This is a genomic window from uncultured Xanthomonas sp. (assembly GCF_964278005.1).
GTDB lineage: Bacteria > Pseudomonadota > Gammaproteobacteria > Xanthomonadales > Xanthomonadaceae > Xanthomonas_A > Xanthomonas_A sontii.
Window position 1 is genome coordinate 92008 of the sequence record NZ_CAXYKF010000009.1, and the last position, 15381, is coordinate 107388.

Below are 15381 nucleotides of genomic sequence, written 5' to 3' on the forward strand. Positions count from 1 at the left end.
ATTTATGGATCGTTATCCAGTTTTCACATGGGATGACCGCCACAGGGTGCCGTGTTCAGTGCGATGAAGGCAGCGGCGACCGCGCCGGCGTGCCAAAAACCCGGCAACGCGTCCGGCGCGTTCAGCCAGCGCCGGGATGAGCGATAATGACGACCATGACCGTCAATCTGAAAACTCCGCAGGACATCGAGAAGATGCGCGTGGCCGGCCGCCTGGCCGCCGAGGTACTGGACCTGATCGGCCCGTACGTGAAGCCCGGCGTCACCACCGCCGAGCTGGACCGCATCTGCCACGACCATATCGTCAAGGTGCAGGGGGCGGTGCCGGCCAACGTCGGCTATCGCGGCTTTCCGAAGACCGTGTGCACGTCGGTGAACAACGTCATCTGCCACGGCATCCCCAGCGAGGGCAAGGTCCTGAAGGACGGCGACATCGTCAACATCGACGTCACCGTGATCAAGGACGGCTGGCATGGCGACACCAGCCGCATGTACTGCGCGGGCACGCCGTCGGTGATGGCGCGGCGCCTGATCGAGGCCACCTACGAGGCGATGTGGCGCGGCATCCGCGCGGTGAAGCCGGGCGCCACGCTCGGCGACGTCGGCCATGCCATCCAGCAGTACGCCGAGAGCGAGCGCTTCAGCGTGGTGCGCGAGTACTGCGGCCACGGCATCGGCAAGGTCTACCACGACGAACCGCAGGTGCTGCACTACGGCCGGCCGGGCGACGGCCTGGTGCTGAAGCCGGGCATGACCTTCACCATCGAGCCGATGATCAACGAGGGCACGCGCTACACCCGCGTGCTGCCGGACGGCTGGACCGTGGTGACCAAGGACCGCAAGCTCTCCGCGCAATGGGAGCACATGGTCGCCGTCACCGAGGATGGGGTGGAGGTCCTGACCCTGTCGCCGGGCGGCCTCGGCGAACCGTGAGCCTGCTGCCGGCCGGTGCCGATGCCGGCATGCCCGGTGCCGGCGTCGACGACGCCGGTTGGGCCGCCGCGGTCCGGCAACTGCTGGCGCAGACCGATGCGCGGCTGAGCAAGCGTTTCGACCAGGGCGACGACATCGATCGCCTGCTGGCGCTGCGCGCGCGCGCGCTCGACCAGTTGATCCGCCACGCCTGGAGCCGCTGCGTGCCGCGCGAGGCCGGGCTGGCGTTGTTCGCGGTCGGCGGCTATGGCCGTGGCGAACTGTTCCCGCGCTCGGACATCGACCTGCTGGTGTTCGGCGACCTCGATCCCGCCTGCGAACCGGCGCTGGCACGGCTGTTCCCGCTGTTGTGGGACGCCGGCGTGCCGGTGAGCCATGCGGTGCGCTCGGCCGCGCAGTGCACCGCGGCCTGCGCCGACCAGACCGTGCTGACCGCGCTGATCGAGGCGCGCCCGCTGCAGGCCGACGCCGCCGCCAAGGCGGCGCTGGCGGCGGCCATCGCCCCGCAGCGGGTGTGGCCGCCGCGCGAATTCTTCATGGCCAAGCGCGAGGAACTGCAGGCCCGCCACCAGCGCTTCGGCGACACCGCCGACAACCTGGAGCCGGACATTAAGGACGGCCCCGGCGGCCTGCGCGACCTGCATACGCTGGGCTGGATGGCGCTGCGCGCGTTCGGCGTGCGCGATCTGGAGCCGTTGATCGGGCTGGGCCATGTCGGCGGCGACGAGGCCGCCGCGCTGCGCCGCGAGCGCCGCGAACTGGCGCGCTTGCGCTACGGGCTGCACCTGGTCGCCAACCGTCCGGAAGAGCGCCTGCGCTTCGATTACCAGAAGACCCTGGCGCAGCGCCTGGGCTTCTCCGACGACGTCGAGAGCCTGGGCGTCGAAAAGATGATGCAGCGCTTCTATCGCAGCGCGGCGATCGTGCGCCGGCTCAGCGACCGGCTGCTGCAGCGCTTCGAGGAACAGTTCGACGGCGAAGCGCAGCCGCAGCCGCTCCACGGCGGCTTCTCGCTGCGCCGCGGCTACCTGGCCGCCGACGACGAGCGCTGGCCGCAGGCCGATCCGGTGCAGGTGTTCGCGCTGTTCGCCACCTGGGCCGCGCACGGCGAGATCCGCGGCCTGCATTCGCTGACCGCGCGCGCGCTGGCCGAGGCGCTGCCGCATCTGCCGGCCTACGCCAGCGCCAGCCCGACCGCGCGCGAGCGCTTCCTGGCGCTGTTGCGCGGCCCGCGCGCGGTGCAGACGCTGACCCGGATGGCGCGGCTGGGCGTGCTCGGGCAGTGGATCCCGGCGTTCGCGCAGGTGTCCGGGCGCATGCAGTTCGACCTGTTCCACGTGTACACGGTCGACCAGCACACGCTGATGGTGCTGAAGAACATGGCGGTGTTCGCCAACGCGCGCGCCGACGAACGCTTCTCCATCGCCCACGAAGTCTGGCCGCGGCTGCGCAAGCCGGAACTGCTGCTGCTGGCCGGCCTGTTCCACGACATCGCCAAGGGCCGCGGCGGCGACCATTCGGAGCTGGGCGCGGTGGATGCGCGCGCGTTCTGCGCCGCGCACGCGCTCAGCGCCGCCGACACCGAGCTGGTCGCCTGGCTGGTCGAGCAGCATCTGCGCATGTCGGTGACCGCGCAGAAGCAGGACATCGCCGATCCGGAGGTGATCCATCGCTTCGCCAGCCTGGTCGGCGACCGCGAGCGGCTGGACTATCTGTACCTGCTGACCTGCGCCGACATCGCCGGCACCAGCCCCAAGCTGTGGAACGCGTGGAAGGACCGGCTGCTGGCCGACCTGTACTTCGCCGCGCGCCGCGCCCTGCGCGAAGGCCTGGAGCATCCGTTGCCGGTGGCCGAGCGCCTGCAGGAGGCGCGCGAGGCCACGCGCGCGCTGATGCACATCCAGGGCCACGACGACGCCATCATCGACCGCCAGTTCGCCGGCATGCCGGACGAGAGCTTCCTGCGCTTCCGTCCCGAGCAACTGGCCTGGCAGGCGACCTCGCTGATGGAGGTGGAACTCGGTGGCACCCTGGTCAAGGTGCGCCCGGTCACCCCCGACGACGCGGCGCTGGAAGTGTTCGTGTATTCGCCGGACCGCGACGGCCTGTTCGCCGCGATCGTGATGACCCTGGACCGGCTCGGCTACGGCATCCATCGCGCGCGCGTGCTCGACGCCCCGCACGGGGCGATCTTCGACACCTTCGAGGTGATGCCGGCCGACGCCTTCGCCAGCGGCGACATCGCGCAGTTGCAGGCCGGACTGCGCGAGGCGCTGGCCGGCGACCTGGCGCGGCTGCGCCCGGCACGGCGGGTGGTGCCGCGCCAGCTGCGGCATTTCCGCTTCGCCCCGCGCATCGAATTCCGCGAAAGCCTCGACGGCCGCCTGACCCGGCTCAGCCTGGTCGCGCCGGACCGCCCGGGGCTGCTGTCGGACGTGGCCCAGGTGCTGCGCCGGCAGCACCTGCGCGTGCACGACGCGCGCATCGCCACCTTCGGCGAGCGCGCCGAGGATCTGTTCCACATCACCGACGAGCACAACCTGCCGTTGCCCGACGCCGCCCGCCAGGCGTTGCAGGCCGCGCTGCAGGCCTGCCTGGACCCCGATACCCCGCCTGGAGACCCCCGCTGATGGCCACCAAGAAGCCTGCCGCCAAGAAGCCCGCTGCCAAGACGGCGGCCCCCAAGAAGACGGCCAAGCCGGTTGCCGCAAAGCCGGCGGCGCCGACCGTGGCGAGCAAGCCCGCCAAGCCCGCACCGAAGCCGCTGCGCGCCAAGCCGGTGGCCGTGCCCAGCGCCGACGAACTGAAGTTCACCATCGACAGCGCCTTCGAGCGCCGCGCCACGCTGACGCTCGACGAGATCGAAGGGTCGACCCGGCCGGTGGTCAACCGCGTCATCGACGGCCTGGAGAGCGGCGAGTTCCGCGTCGCCGAGCCGGACGGGCACGGCGGCTGGAAGGTCAACGAGTGGCTGAAGAAGGCGGTGCTGCTGTACTTCCGGGTCAACGAGATGGCCGTGGTGGAAGCGCAGCCGGCGCCGTTCTGGGACAAGGTGGAGGCGCGCTTCGCCGGCTATCACGAAGCCGAATTCCGCAAGGCCGGGGTGCGCGTGGTGCCGGGCGCGGTGGCGCGCCGCGGCAGCTACTTCGGCAAGGACGTGGTGCTGATGCCGAGCTTCACCAACATCGGTGCGCACGTGGGCGAGGGCACCATGGTCGACACCTGGGCCACGGTCGGTTCCTGCGCGCAGATCGGCAAGCACTGCCACCTGTCCGGCGGCGCCGGCATCGGCGGCGTGCTCGAGCCTCTGCAGGCCAGCCCCACCATCATCGAGGACCACTGCTTCATCGGCGCGCGCTCGGAAGTGGTGGAGGGCGTGGTGGTCGGCCACCACAGCGTGATCGGCATGGGCGTGTTCCTGGGCCAGAGCACGCGCATCTACAACCGCGCCACCGGCGAGATCTCCTACGGCTACGTGCCGCCGTACAGCGTGGTGGTGTCCGGGCAGTTGCCGTCCAAGGACGGCTCGCACTCGCTGTACTGCGCGGTGATCGTCAAGCAGGTCGACGCCAAGACCCGCAGCAAGACCAGCGTCAACGACCTGCTGCGCGGCCTGGCCGACTGAGATGCCGGCGGCGGTGCCGGACCTGGCCGAGGCCGCGGCTTACCGGCACCCGTCCGCCGCCTGGTACGGGCGCGCGCTGCCGCGCCTGCTGCATGCGCCTGGCTGGACCCGGCTGCGGCGTGCGTTGACGCAACGCTGGCCGCTGCCGGTGCTTGTGAGCGACGTGCGCGAGGTGGTCTATCTGAACTGGTGGGTCGACGTGCGTCGCGCCCCGCCACCGCCGCCGGGCTACGCCCACGTCGTCCACCAGGGGCGCACGCCGTACACCATCCTCAGCTATCGCCACGGCCATTTCGGTCCTGCCCTGGCCGGACCGCTGCGGAAGCTGCTGCCATCGCCGCTGCAGAGCAACTGGCGGTGGTACCTGCGCCGCGTGGACGACGTGGGCGCCGGGCCGGTGGTGCTGTTCGACCGCAACGTGATGGATGGATTGGCCTACGTGGCCGGCGCACGCGCCGCCAGCGACGCCATGCAGCCGCACCTGGCCGCGCGCTTCGTGCACGCGCTGCAGTCCGATGGCAGCGGCCACACGCAGATCGAGCCGGGGCAGGGCAGCGCGCCGGCGCTGCAACTGCACTGGCAGCCTGCCGAGGCCTGGCACGATGCCGACTGGACGCCGGCGTTCGCCACGCGCGAGGCCCTGCTGCGCTTCCTCACCTGCCAGGACGAGGCCATCGCCCGTACCTGCGACGGCCGCTGGGCCAGCACCCGCATCGCCTTGCCGGTGGACCCGGCCACGCTGCAGCCGTTGCGGCTGACCGGGGCGCTGACCTGCCCGCGGCTGCAGGCGCTGGGTGTCGCGCTGGAGGAGGGATTGGCCTTCCGTCTGCCGCGTGTCGCGTTCCGGGTGGTGTCCGAACGGCTGCTCTGAGCGCCTGGCGCCTGGGTAACGCCGGCAGCGTGCAACCTGTTCGAGCGGTTCCGTCGCGTGCCTGCGGCCAGGGCCATGCGCGCCGGTTGCACCGCAGCGTCGCCGTGCCTGTTGCGTCGACGCTCGCCTCTGCCTGGGTGATCGACGGCGCAGGAGATGGACGGCCGGCTGTCGGGTGAACCGGGCGATCCCGTAGCCGGTCGGGAGCGCTGTGCATACCCGGCGTACATGGGTGGCCCGATACGCTGGCGCACGCGATTGCGCCACTGCCGCCACGTCAGGGGGCGGAACGGAAGAGGCCTGGCGCGCTGCCACGAACGAACAGGAGAGACCGATGCGTACGATCATGTGGGCTTGCTGGATGACGGCGGCGTTCGCGCTGTCCGGGTGCGACCGTGAGAGCGCACCGACGCCGACGGCGCCCAAGCAGGGCGACACGCCTGCGGCGGCCGCCGCTGCGCCCAATCCGGCGCCGGCCGCGACACCTGCGCCTGCGCAAGCGCCTGCGACGACGACGAGGACGGGGACTGCAGGCGCGGCGGGCGCGCCGCTGTCCTGCGCCGACGAGATCGGCGCCGACGCCGCGGCGGCGCGTGCGGCCACCTGTCGCTCGGTGTCGCCGGCCACGCACCCGCCCTGCAATGCCGCCAACAGCTGCGCCATGATCGACGACGAGATCGCCCGCAGCTGCGCGCTGCTCGGTCGCGACGGACCGGCCACCGCCGGGTGCGGCCCGGCCGCCGATAGCCCGCAGGCCGCGGCCGACGTGGTGCGGCGCTACTACGCGGCGATCAACGCGCGCGACTACGCCACGGCCTGGCAGCAGTGGGGCGAGGACGGGCGCCCGGGGCAGTCCTACGCGGCCTTCGAGGCCGGCTTCGCGCAGACGCGTGCGGTGAAGGCGACGATCGGCACGCTGGGCGCCAGCGATGGCGCCGCCGGTTCGGTGTACCAGCCGGTGCCGGTCACCGTGGAGGCGACGCTGGCCGACGGCACGCGGCAACGCTTCCGCGGCGACTACGTGCTGCGCCGGGTCAACGGTGTGGACGGCGCTTCGGCGGCGCAGCTGCGCTGGCGGATCGACTCGGCCAAGCTCCAGGAAGTGCCGGTGCAGTGAGGCCTGCCGGCGTCTTCTTGCGCCTGGGAGGCCGATGGCGCGCGCGGCGGGTAAGATCACGCGCGCTGCTGGCTGTCGATGACGGCATGCCCGGTTCGTCTCCTGATGGCATCGCCCGCCGAAAGGCGGTGCGCGGTGCTTTGGGGTGCGATCTGTTCTGGGCCGACCGACCCTCACCCCAACCCCGCTCCCGGTGGGAGAGCGGCTTCATTCGCTTGAAGGGATGTTTCGATGACGACGTTGTACGGATTGAAGAACTGCGACACCTGCAAGAAGGCGACCAAGTGGCTTGACCGCTTCGGCGTGGCCTACACCTTCGTCGATTACCGCGAGCACAAGCCGACCCCGGAGACCCTGCTGGACTGGGCCGGCCAGGCCGGTGGGTTCGACGCGCTGGTCAACAAGTCCTCCACCACCTGGCGGCAGTTGCCCGACAACAAGAAGACACCCGGCTCCGATGCCGAGTGGAAGCTGCTGCTGCGCGAGTATCCGCAACTGATCCGGCGGCCGGTGGTGGTGACCGACGACGGCAAGCTCAGCCAGGGCTTCTCCGACAATGGCTTCAAGCAGCGGTTCGGGGTGGCGTGAAGATCCGCCCGTACCGGGCCGACGACTGGGCGCGCCTGTGCGCCATCCACGATGCCGCGCGCCTGGAGGAGTTGCAGGCGGCGGGGTTGGCGGAGGCGTTCCTGGCGCTGCCGATCGCGGCCGAGCGCGAAGGCTTGTTCGACTACCGCGTGCAGATCGCAGAAGCGCAGGGTCAGGTGCTCGGCTTCGTCGCCGACGACGGCGAGGAACTGGCCTGGCTGTACGTGGATCCGGCCGCGCGCCGGCGCGGCGTCGGTCAGGCGCTGGTGGCCGCGGTGCAGGAGGCCAGCCCGGCTGGCTTGACGCTGGAATTGCTGGAGGGCAATGCTGCGGCGCTCGCGTTCTACCGCGTCTGCGGTTTCGTCGAAACCGGCACGCACGGCGGGCGCATGCCTGGCAACGAAGCTTTCGCGGTGCGCGTGCAGTGCATGCGCTGGCCCGGCATCGCGCCGTAGCGACGACCGGCGCCGCGACCGCGCACCCGTCCGGCGATCCTGACCGATGTTTCGAATCCGCCAGTCCCACTCGTACACTGCACGCCGTGCGCCGTCGGCACGCGACGCTGCCGCCGCCGATCCGCATCGCGTCTCCCTCGTGTTTCCAACGGTGTCCCTGCATGTCCGATGTCCTTGAACTCGCCTGCGACCTGATCGCCCGCCCGTCGGTCACCCCCGACGATGCCGGGTGCCAGGACCTGATCGCGCAGCGGCTGCAGCGCGCCGGTTTCGCCATCGAGCGGCTGCGCTGCGGCGAGGTCGACAATCTGTGGGCCACCCATCGCGGCGGCGACGGTCCGGTGCTGGCGCTGCTCGGGCATACCGACGTGGTGCCGCCGGGGCCGCGCGAGGCCTGGAGCAGCGATCCGTTCGCGCCGCAGGTCCGCGATGGCGTGCTGTACGGGCGCGGCGCCGCCGACATGAAGGGCAGCGTGGCCGCCTTCGTGGTCGCCGCCGAGCGGTTCGTGGCCGCGCAGCCGCAGCACCCGGGCACGCTGGCGCTGCTGCTGACCAGCGACGAGGAAGGCGATGCGATCGACGGCGTGCGCCACGTGGCGCGCGTGTTCGCCGAGCGCGGCGAGCGCATCGACTGGTGCATCACCGGCGAGCCCTCGTCCACCGAGCGGCTCGGCGATCTGCTGCGGGTCGGCCGTCGTGGCAGCCTCTCCGGTGCGCTGCGGGTGCGCGGCGTGCAGGGGCACGTGGCCTATCCGCACAAGGCGCGCAACCCGATCCACCTGGCCGCGCCGGCATTGGCCGAGCTGGTCGCGCGGCACTGGGACGACGGCTACGAAAGCTTCCCGCCGACCAGCCTGCAACTCTCCAACATCCATGGCGGTACCGGCGCCAACAACGTGATCCCCGGCGAACTGCAGGTCGCCTTCAACCTGCGCTACACCCCGCACTGGGATGCGCCGCGGCTGGAAGCGGAGATCGCCGAGCTGTTCGATCGCCATGGCCTGGACTACGAACTGCGCTGGCACCGCAGCGGCGAGCCGTTCTACACCCCCGAAGGCACGCTGCGCCGGGTGGCGCGCGAGGTGCTGGGCGAGGTCGCCGGCGCGCCGCCGGAGGAGAGCACCGGCGGCGGCACCTCCGATGCGCGCTTCATCGCGCCGCTGGGCGCGCAGTGCATCGAAGTCGGCCCGGTCAACGCCAGCATCCACCAGGTCGACGAGCACGTGCGCGTGGCCGACCTGGAGGCGTTGCCGGATTTGTACCTGCGCCTGATCGAACGGTTGCTGCGGTAACAGTTGCGCCGGCCCGCGTGCCGGGTTACGGTCGTTCCATGACCTCGCTGTCCGCCCTCCGCTCGAGCAACGCCAACGGCCGCAATAATGCGCTGGCGAATAATCGTGCGCGGCCGATGCGGGTCTGCGACTAGGCGCTACCAGAAACACCACGCCCAGCCACCAGAAAACCCGCATCGGCCGATGCGGGTTTTTTTGTGTCTGGGTGTCTCCCCTCCGCAACCAACACCCCACGATCAGGAGCTTTCCCATGTGTTCGATCTTCGGCATCTTCGGCCTGCAACCGGGCGACGACCTGCAGGCGCTGCGGCGTCAGGCGCTGGACTGCTCGCAGCGGCAGCGCCACCGCGGCCCGGACTGGAGCGGCGTGTATGTCGACGACGGCGCGATCCTGGTCCACGAGCGCCTGGCCATCGTCGACCCGGCCGGCGGTTCGCAGCCGCTGCTTTCCGACGACGGGCAGCTGGCGCTGGCGGTCAACGGCGAGATCTACAACCATCGCGAACTGAAGAAGCAGCTGGTGCAGCCATACGCCTTCCAGACCGGCTCGGACTGCGAGGTGATCAACGCGCTGTACCGCGAAACCACGCCGGACGCGCTGCTGAACCGCCTCAACGGCATCTTCGCTTTCGCGCTGTGGGACAAGGCCGCCGGGCGCGTGCTGATCGCGCGCGATCCGATGGGCGTGTGCCCGCTGTACTGGGGCCACGACGCGCAAGGGCGGCTGCGCGTGGCCTCGGAGATGAAGTCGCTGGCCGACAGTTGCGCCGACGTCGCCCAGTTCCCGCCAGGCCACTACTACGACAGCGCCAGCGGCGAACTCGTGCAGTACTACCGCAAGCCGTGGCGCGACTATGCGGCGGTGCAGGGCGTGGAGGTGAGCAAGCAGGAACTGCGCGAGGCCTTCGAGCGCGCCGTGCATCGCCAACTGATGACCGACGTGCCGTACGGCGTGCTGCTCTCCGGTGGACTGGATTCCTCGCTGGTGGCGGCGGTGGCGGCGCGCTTCGCGCGCAAGCGCATCGAGGAGAACGACGAGGCCGAGGCATGGTGGCCGCGCCTGCACTCGTTCGCGATCGGCCTGAAGGGCTCGCCGGATCTGGCCGCCGCGGCGATCGCCGCCGAGGCGCTGGGCACGGTGCACCACGGCTTCGAGTACACCTTCGAGGAAGGCCTGGACGCGTTGCCGGAGGTGATCCGGCACATCGAGACCTACGACGTCACCACCATCCGCGCCTCCACGCCGATGTTCCTACTGGCGCGGCGGATCAAGGCGATGGGGGTGAAGATGGTGCTCTCCGGCGAAGGCAGCGACGAGATCTTCGGCGGCTACCTGTATTTCCACAAGGCGCCGAACGCGCGCGAATTCCACGAAGAACTGATCCGCAAGCTCGACGCGCTGTACAACTACGATTGCCTGCGCGCCAACAAGTCGATGATGGCCTGGGGCGTGGAGCCGCGCGTGCCGTTCCTGGACGTGGAGTTCCTGGACGTGGCCATGCGCATGGACGCCCAGTACAAGATGGCCGGCACCCGCGCCGACGGCAGCAAGCGCATCGAGAAGGCGGTGCTGCGCGAAGCCTTCGAGGGCTATCTGCCCGAGTCGATCCTGTGGCGGCAGAAGGAGCAGTTCAGCGACGGCGTCGGCTACGGCTGGATCGATGGGCTGAAGGCGCATGCCGAGGCGCAGGTCAGCGACCGCGAACTGGCCGCGGCCGACAAGCGCTTCCCGGTGAACCCGCCGCAGACCAAGGAAGCCTATTACTACCGCAGCCTGTTCGAGCGCGTGTTCCCGACGCCGGCCGCGGCCGAGACCGTGCCTGGCGGCAAGTCGATCGCCTGCTCCTCGCCGGCGGCGATCGCCTGGGATGCCAGCTTCGCGACGATGGCCGATCCCTCCGGCCGTGCGGTGGCCGGGGTGCACGCGCAGGCGCTGGGGTGACCGGCGCCAGCCTGCTGGCGATCGCCGGGGTGCTGACGCTGGGGGCGATCAGCCCCGGCGCCAGCTTCCTGCTGGTGGCGCGGCTGGCCGCGGGGCGCTCGCGCGCGGCCGGGCTCGCCGCGGCACTGGGCATGGGCGTGGGCTGCGCGCTGTTCGCGCTGGCGGCCTTGTTCGGCCTGCAGGCGTTGCTGGAGCGGGTGCCGGCGCTGCATCGCGCGGTGTCGGTCGCCGGTGCCGCCTATCTGCTGTGGCTGGCCTGGCGGGCGTGGCGGACGCCGGCGTCGCTGGCCGCCACCGCGCCGGAACAGCAGGTGCCGGCGGTGCGCTCGGCCTTCGTCATGGGCCTGTTGACCCAGCTCGGCAACCCGCAGACCGCGCTGGTGTTCGCCGGCCTGTTCGCCGCGCTGCTGCCGGCGCAGCGCGTGCCCGCCGAGTACGTGGCGCTGCCATCGCTGGCCTTCGCCATCGATGCGGCCTGGTTCGCGCTGGTGGCCGGGTTGCTGTCCGCACCGGCGCCGCGGCGCTGGTGGTTGCGCGCGCGGCGGCCGCTGGACCGGCTCAGTGCGGTGTTGATGAGTGGCCTGGGCCTGCGCCTGCTGTGGCGGGCGGTGTAGCCGCAAGCGCAGGCGTGTCGCGCTGCCCGGGTAGCGTGCGTGTTCGACGCCGGCGATGCGTGCCGCGGGATGCGGCTCCTTTCCGCGCGCCTCCCGCTACGCCGGATCCGCCGTCGGCGCTGCGCTGTCGAGGACGCCGTGCACGGCCGCCATGATGGCTGGCCCTGTGGCGCTGTCCAGGCAGATCCGGCTCTTGCCGTCGCGCTTGGCCGCATACAGCGCACGGTCGGCACGCTTGAGCAGATCCGAGACGTCGCCGTCGGGATGCATGCGCGCGACCCCGGCGCTGAACGTGAAGGCCACGCCCTTGGCGCGGGTCTGGCGCACGCGTTCCAGCAGCCGCTGCAGCAGGGCATCGGTCTGGGCGTCGCTCATGCCGTCGAGCACGATGCCGAATTCCTCGCCGCCGAGCCGGCCGACCCGGCAGCCGTGTTCGAGCCGGGTCAGTTCGGCGGCCAGGGCGAGCAACACCGCATCGCCGACATCGTGGCCATGGCGGTCGTTGACCTGCTTGAAATCGTCGATGTCCAGCATCGCGAACTGCAGCGTGCCGCGGCGACCGCGCTCGGCCGCCAGCGCATGCAGTTGCGCCATCAGGGCGCGCCGGTTGGCCAGCCCGGTCAGCGCATCGGTCTCGGAGATGCGCCGGTAGTCTTCCTTCAGACGGTAGGTGATCAGCATGCTGCGCGCGAAGGTGCGGTTCATGGCCAGGCCGATCAGCGACACCGCGGCGACCAGCAGCCCCAGCAGCATCGGGTCGCTGGCGGCCGCCGGTGGCAGCGCCCGACCGCTCAGCATGATCGTCCAGGTGTATGCCAGCGCCAGCAGGTAGTCGCGCGTGAACGGGAACAACAGATTGATGCCCAGGCACAGGGTGACCGTGGTCGGCAGCCACCAGAATTCGCCATGTACGCCCATCTGCCGCAGCTCGATCTGATACGCCCACGACAGCAGCAGCACGTACAGCGCGCCGCTCAGGCGCCAGTGCCAGAAGCGGCGGACCAGCAGGGTGCAGGCGGCGGCGCCGAGCAGCGCGGCCAGCAGGATCAAATTGACCAGGCCCCATGGTCGCTGCAGATACGGATTGAACAGCAGCGTCGCGACCCAGATCGACAGGGTCAGCGCTTGGATGGCGGTGGTCGACCGGCCCAGCAGGTGGCGGATGTACTCCGGGTACGTCATGTGCTGCCCAACGGCGCGTCCCGGCCGGTTCGTGATGTGCGGACGCCGACGCGCACGCGATGGATCGATGGCAGCTTATCGGCATGCCGGCGTGGCGGCTTGAGTGGCCGCAGCGTCTGCGGTTCAGCCTGTTCGTGCCGCACGCAGCGGCGGTGAAGCGGGGTGGACGTCTGCGCTGTCTGCGTCGGGCCTGATGCGCGTGCACCACGAGCGAGTGCGCTGCGGGGCGGCGGCATGCGCCGCCCCGCGGGGGGGGCTGTTGGTGCTGCCTGCTACAGCGACGTGGCGGCCGGCAGCACGGGATCGCGCGCGAACGCCGCGGACGTGCTGGCCGACACCGGCGTGGCGCCGTCCAGGCGAAGGCTGTCGTTGCCCGCCTGCCGGGCGGCGGACAGCGCGCGGTCGGCGCGGGCGAGCAGGTCGGACAGTTCGCCGCCGGCCGGCAACGAGGCCAAGCCGACGCTGCAGGTGAAGCTGGCGCCATCCACGCGCAGGCCGCGGATGCGCTGCTGCAGGCGCCGCACCAGTGCGCTCGCCTTGTCCTGCGACACGCCCTCGAACAGCAGGCCGAACTCCTCGCCGCCGAGGCGGCCGACGCGGCAGCGCGGGTCCAGCCGCACCAGTTCCGTCGCCAGCGCCTGCAGCACCGCATCGCCGACGTGGTGACCGTGCTCGGCGCCGATCCGCTCGAAGTCGTCGATGTCCAGCATGGCCAACTGCACGGCGTGCTGGGTGCCGACCGCTGCCTGCAGGTCGGCCATCAGCGCGCGCCGGTTGGGGATGCCGGTCAGTGCGTCGGTCGCGGCCAGGCGCCGATAGCCTTCCTTCAGTGCGTGGTTGCTGCGCATGGTGGTGACGAAGATGCGGTTCAACGCGAACCCGACCATGGTCACCGCCGCCACCAGGATCTCCAGCAGCGGCAGGTCGGCGGAGGCCGGCACCAGGCTGTCGTGCCAGCCGAGCATGATCGCCCAGGTGCAGGCCAGCGCCAGCAGATAGTCGCGCGCGTGGCAGAACAGCACGCTGTAGCCCAGGCTCAGGGTCACCGCCACCGGCAGCATCCAGGCCAGGCCGGCGCCGCCCATGTGGTGCAACTGCAGCCGGAACGCGGCATCGAACGCGATCACCGACAGGAAGGCGCCCAGCCGCCATTGCCAGGACCGCCTGGCCATGCGCATGACCAGGCCGCTGCCGAGCATGGCGACGAACGCCAGCGCGTAGCGCGCGTCCAGTGGGTGGTTCAGGTAGGGGTTGCACAGCAGCAGCGCCAGCCACACGCACAGGGTCAGGCCCTGGATCGCCAGGATCGGCGTGTCGAGGGTGCGGCGGACATGAAGGTGGTAGTTCATCTGCTCTCCCAGAGCGCCGCGGCACTCCAGCGTCTGCGGCACGGCCGGTCGGTGGTCCAGCGCGGTCCGTCGGTCGCTGGGGCGTCGTCACCGGTTAGCGGCCGCTGCAGGCAGAGCTTTAATGGATGTGTCGCGGCGTGCGTGTCGTCCGCCTGGTCGTGGTCCGACACCCGCCTGGACGCGGCCTGGCCTGGGGGTCACCCCGGTTCTGCCGCCACGCGCGGGCGGGCGCGCCCCGGCCGACCTGTTCAAGGCCGGCCGGGTGGCGTGCGCAGGCGCCGCGGCCGCGCGCGCTTACTCGAAGCGCACGCAGTGGCCGTAGCGTTCGGGCTGGATGTCGATGCCCGAGGCATCGGCCTGGTTGTTCTTGCGCCACAGATTGGGGCGGAACTCCGGGCCGGTGCAGTTGGCCGCGCTGTCCACGCCGATGGTGTAGGTGTAGGGGTTGCCGCGGAAGGTGTTGTTCTCGAAGGTGTTGTCCTGGCTCATGCTGTTGTCCCAGCACAGGATCTGCGGCGTGCGCTGGCGGATCGAGCAGGTCAGGTAGAGCCCGGCGCCCTTGTTGTCGATGAACTGGTTGCCCGCGAACAGGTTGCGCCGCGCGTCGGCCAGGTACACGCCCTGGCTGCCATTGCGCTCCAGGCGGTTGTCGCGGATCTCGCTGTCTTCCAGATGCTCGGTGGTGATGCCGGCGGCGACGTTGTCGTGGATCACGTTGTCGATCAGCTTGACCTTGGCGGTGCGGTTGAACGACACCCCGTCCCAGGTCGCGCCGGACACGTCGTTGTGCGCGATCAGCAGGTCGCGGCTGTCGAACTCGCTGAGCAGGCAGGCGCTGCGGCACTTGCTCACTCGCAGGTGGGTCAGCTGGATGTTCTGGCCGTTGCGCACCACCACCAGGCTGTTGCTCAGGTACGGGCGTTCGGGCATGAACTCCTTGTCGATGGTGCCGCCGACGATCTGCAACTGCTCCACGCGCACGTCGCGGATCGGCCGGATCGGGCGCTCGTTCTGGTAGTCGCCGATGACGATGGTCGGCTGCTGCACGTGGTCGCGCATGCGCAGCACGGTGCTGTCGCCCTGGCCGCGCAGGCGCAGGCCGTCGCGCTGGATCGAGATCAACTTGCTCACCGGGAACTCGCCGGCGCTCAGGCACACGGTGGCGGGTTTGCCGTCGTTGGGGACGCGGTCGATCGCGGCCTGCAGATCGTCGCCGGGTTGGGCGCGTACGCTGCAGTCGGAGGCGGCCGCGGGCGCGTCGGCAGCCGGCGTGGCACAGGCGGAAAACGACACGGCCGCGGCGAGCGGCAGCAACAGGGCGAGCAGGGGAGGGCGCTTCATCGGTAGGCAGACTCGGCAGTGGGGGAAGGGGGAAGGCAGGCCGGCGTATGCGGTCGGACGCCGGCGCGGAGCC

13 protein-coding genes are annotated in these 15381 nt (G+C 70.8%); 10 read left to right on the forward strand and 3 right to left on the reverse strand.

The window, feature by feature from the left end:
- Positions 1–155 precede the first annotated feature (155 nt).
- From map to ACHWVH_RS06130, 10 genes are all read left to right on the forward strand, one after another.
- Positions 156–932 carry a type I methionyl aminopeptidase gene (gene map / locus ACHWVH_RS06085; protein WP_017911155.1) on the forward strand — a complete coding sequence of 259 codons (777 nt, stop codon included), beginning with the start codon at positions 156–158 and terminating at the stop codon, positions 930–932.
- Positions 933–961: 29 nt separating this feature from the next.
- The gene (locus tag ACHWVH_RS06090) at positions 962–3562 is read left to right on the forward strand and encodes a [protein-PII] uridylyltransferase (RefSeq protein WP_295927948.1); all 2601 of its coding nucleotides are present in this window, start codon (positions 962–964) and stop codon (positions 3560–3562) included.
- A complete protein-coding gene (gene dapD / locus ACHWVH_RS06095) occupies positions 3562–4557 on the forward strand; it encodes a 2,3,4,5-tetrahydropyridine-2,6-dicarboxylate N-succinyltransferase (RefSeq protein WP_017917099.1) in 996 nt (331 codons plus the stop codon). The genes ACHWVH_RS06090 and dapD overlap by 1 nt, the downstream gene beginning before the upstream one ends.
- Position 4558: 1 nt before the next feature.
- Positions 4559–5428 carry a hypothetical protein gene (locus ACHWVH_RS06100; RefSeq protein ID WP_295927830.1) on the forward strand — a complete coding sequence of 290 codons (870 nt, stop codon included), beginning with the start codon at positions 4559–4561 and terminating at the stop codon, positions 5426–5428.
- Between the two features lie 334 nt (positions 5429–5762).
- Entirely contained in the window at positions 5763–6545 is a 783-nt protein-coding gene (locus ACHWVH_RS06105) for a hypothetical protein (protein ID WP_295927828.1), read from the forward strand.
- 231 nt (positions 6546–6776) lie between these two features.
- On the forward strand, positions 6777–7133 hold the full coding sequence (locus ACHWVH_RS06110) for an arsenate reductase (protein WP_017912256.1): 357 nt from the start codon (positions 6777–6779) through the stop codon (positions 7131–7133).
- Entirely contained in the window at positions 7130–7588 is a 459-nt protein-coding gene (locus ACHWVH_RS06115; RefSeq protein ID WP_295927826.1) for a GNAT family N-acetyltransferase, read from the forward strand. Before ACHWVH_RS06110 ends, ACHWVH_RS06115 begins: the two co-directional genes overlap by 4 nt.
- A gap of 161 nt (positions 7589–7749) precedes the next feature.
- Positions 7750–8880 (forward strand): succinyl-diaminopimelate desuccinylase, encoded by a 1131-nt coding sequence (gene dapE / locus ACHWVH_RS06120; protein WP_295927823.1) that lies wholly within the window; start codon positions 7750–7752, stop codon positions 8878–8880.
- 250 nt (positions 8881–9130) lie between these two features.
- Positions 9131–10822 (forward strand): asparagine synthase B, encoded by a 1692-nt coding sequence (gene asnB / locus ACHWVH_RS06125; RefSeq protein ID WP_017915799.1) that lies wholly within the window; start codon positions 9131–9133, stop codon positions 10820–10822.
- Positions 10819–11436 carry a LysE family translocator gene (locus ACHWVH_RS06130; RefSeq protein WP_295927822.1) on the forward strand — a complete coding sequence of 206 codons (618 nt, stop codon included), beginning with the start codon at positions 10819–10821 and terminating at the stop codon, positions 11434–11436. Before asnB ends, ACHWVH_RS06130 begins: the two co-directional genes overlap by 4 nt.
- A gap of 96 nt (positions 11437–11532) precedes the next feature.
- Here ACHWVH_RS06130 and ACHWVH_RS06135 read toward each other — a convergent pair whose 3' ends face one another.
- The 3 genes from ACHWVH_RS06135 to ACHWVH_RS06145 all read right to left on the reverse strand — a co-directional run bounded on the left by ACHWVH_RS06135 (position 11533) and on the right by ACHWVH_RS06145 (position 15308).
- Positions 11533–12618, reverse strand: a complete 1086-nt coding sequence (locus ACHWVH_RS06135; protein WP_295927820.1) for a diguanylate cyclase — start codon at positions 12616–12618, stop codon at positions 11533–11535.
- Positions 12619–12890: 272 nt separating this feature from the next.
- On the reverse strand, positions 12891–13967 hold the full coding sequence (locus tag ACHWVH_RS06140; RefSeq protein WP_295927819.1) for a diguanylate cyclase: 1077 nt from the start codon (positions 13965–13967) through the stop codon (positions 12891–12893).
- Positions 13968–14261: 294 nt separating this feature from the next.
- On the reverse strand, positions 14262–15308 hold the full coding sequence (locus tag ACHWVH_RS06145; protein WP_295927816.1) for a right-handed parallel beta-helix repeat-containing protein: 1047 nt from the start codon (positions 15306–15308) through the stop codon (positions 14262–14264).
- Positions 15309–15381 lie beyond the last annotated feature (73 nt).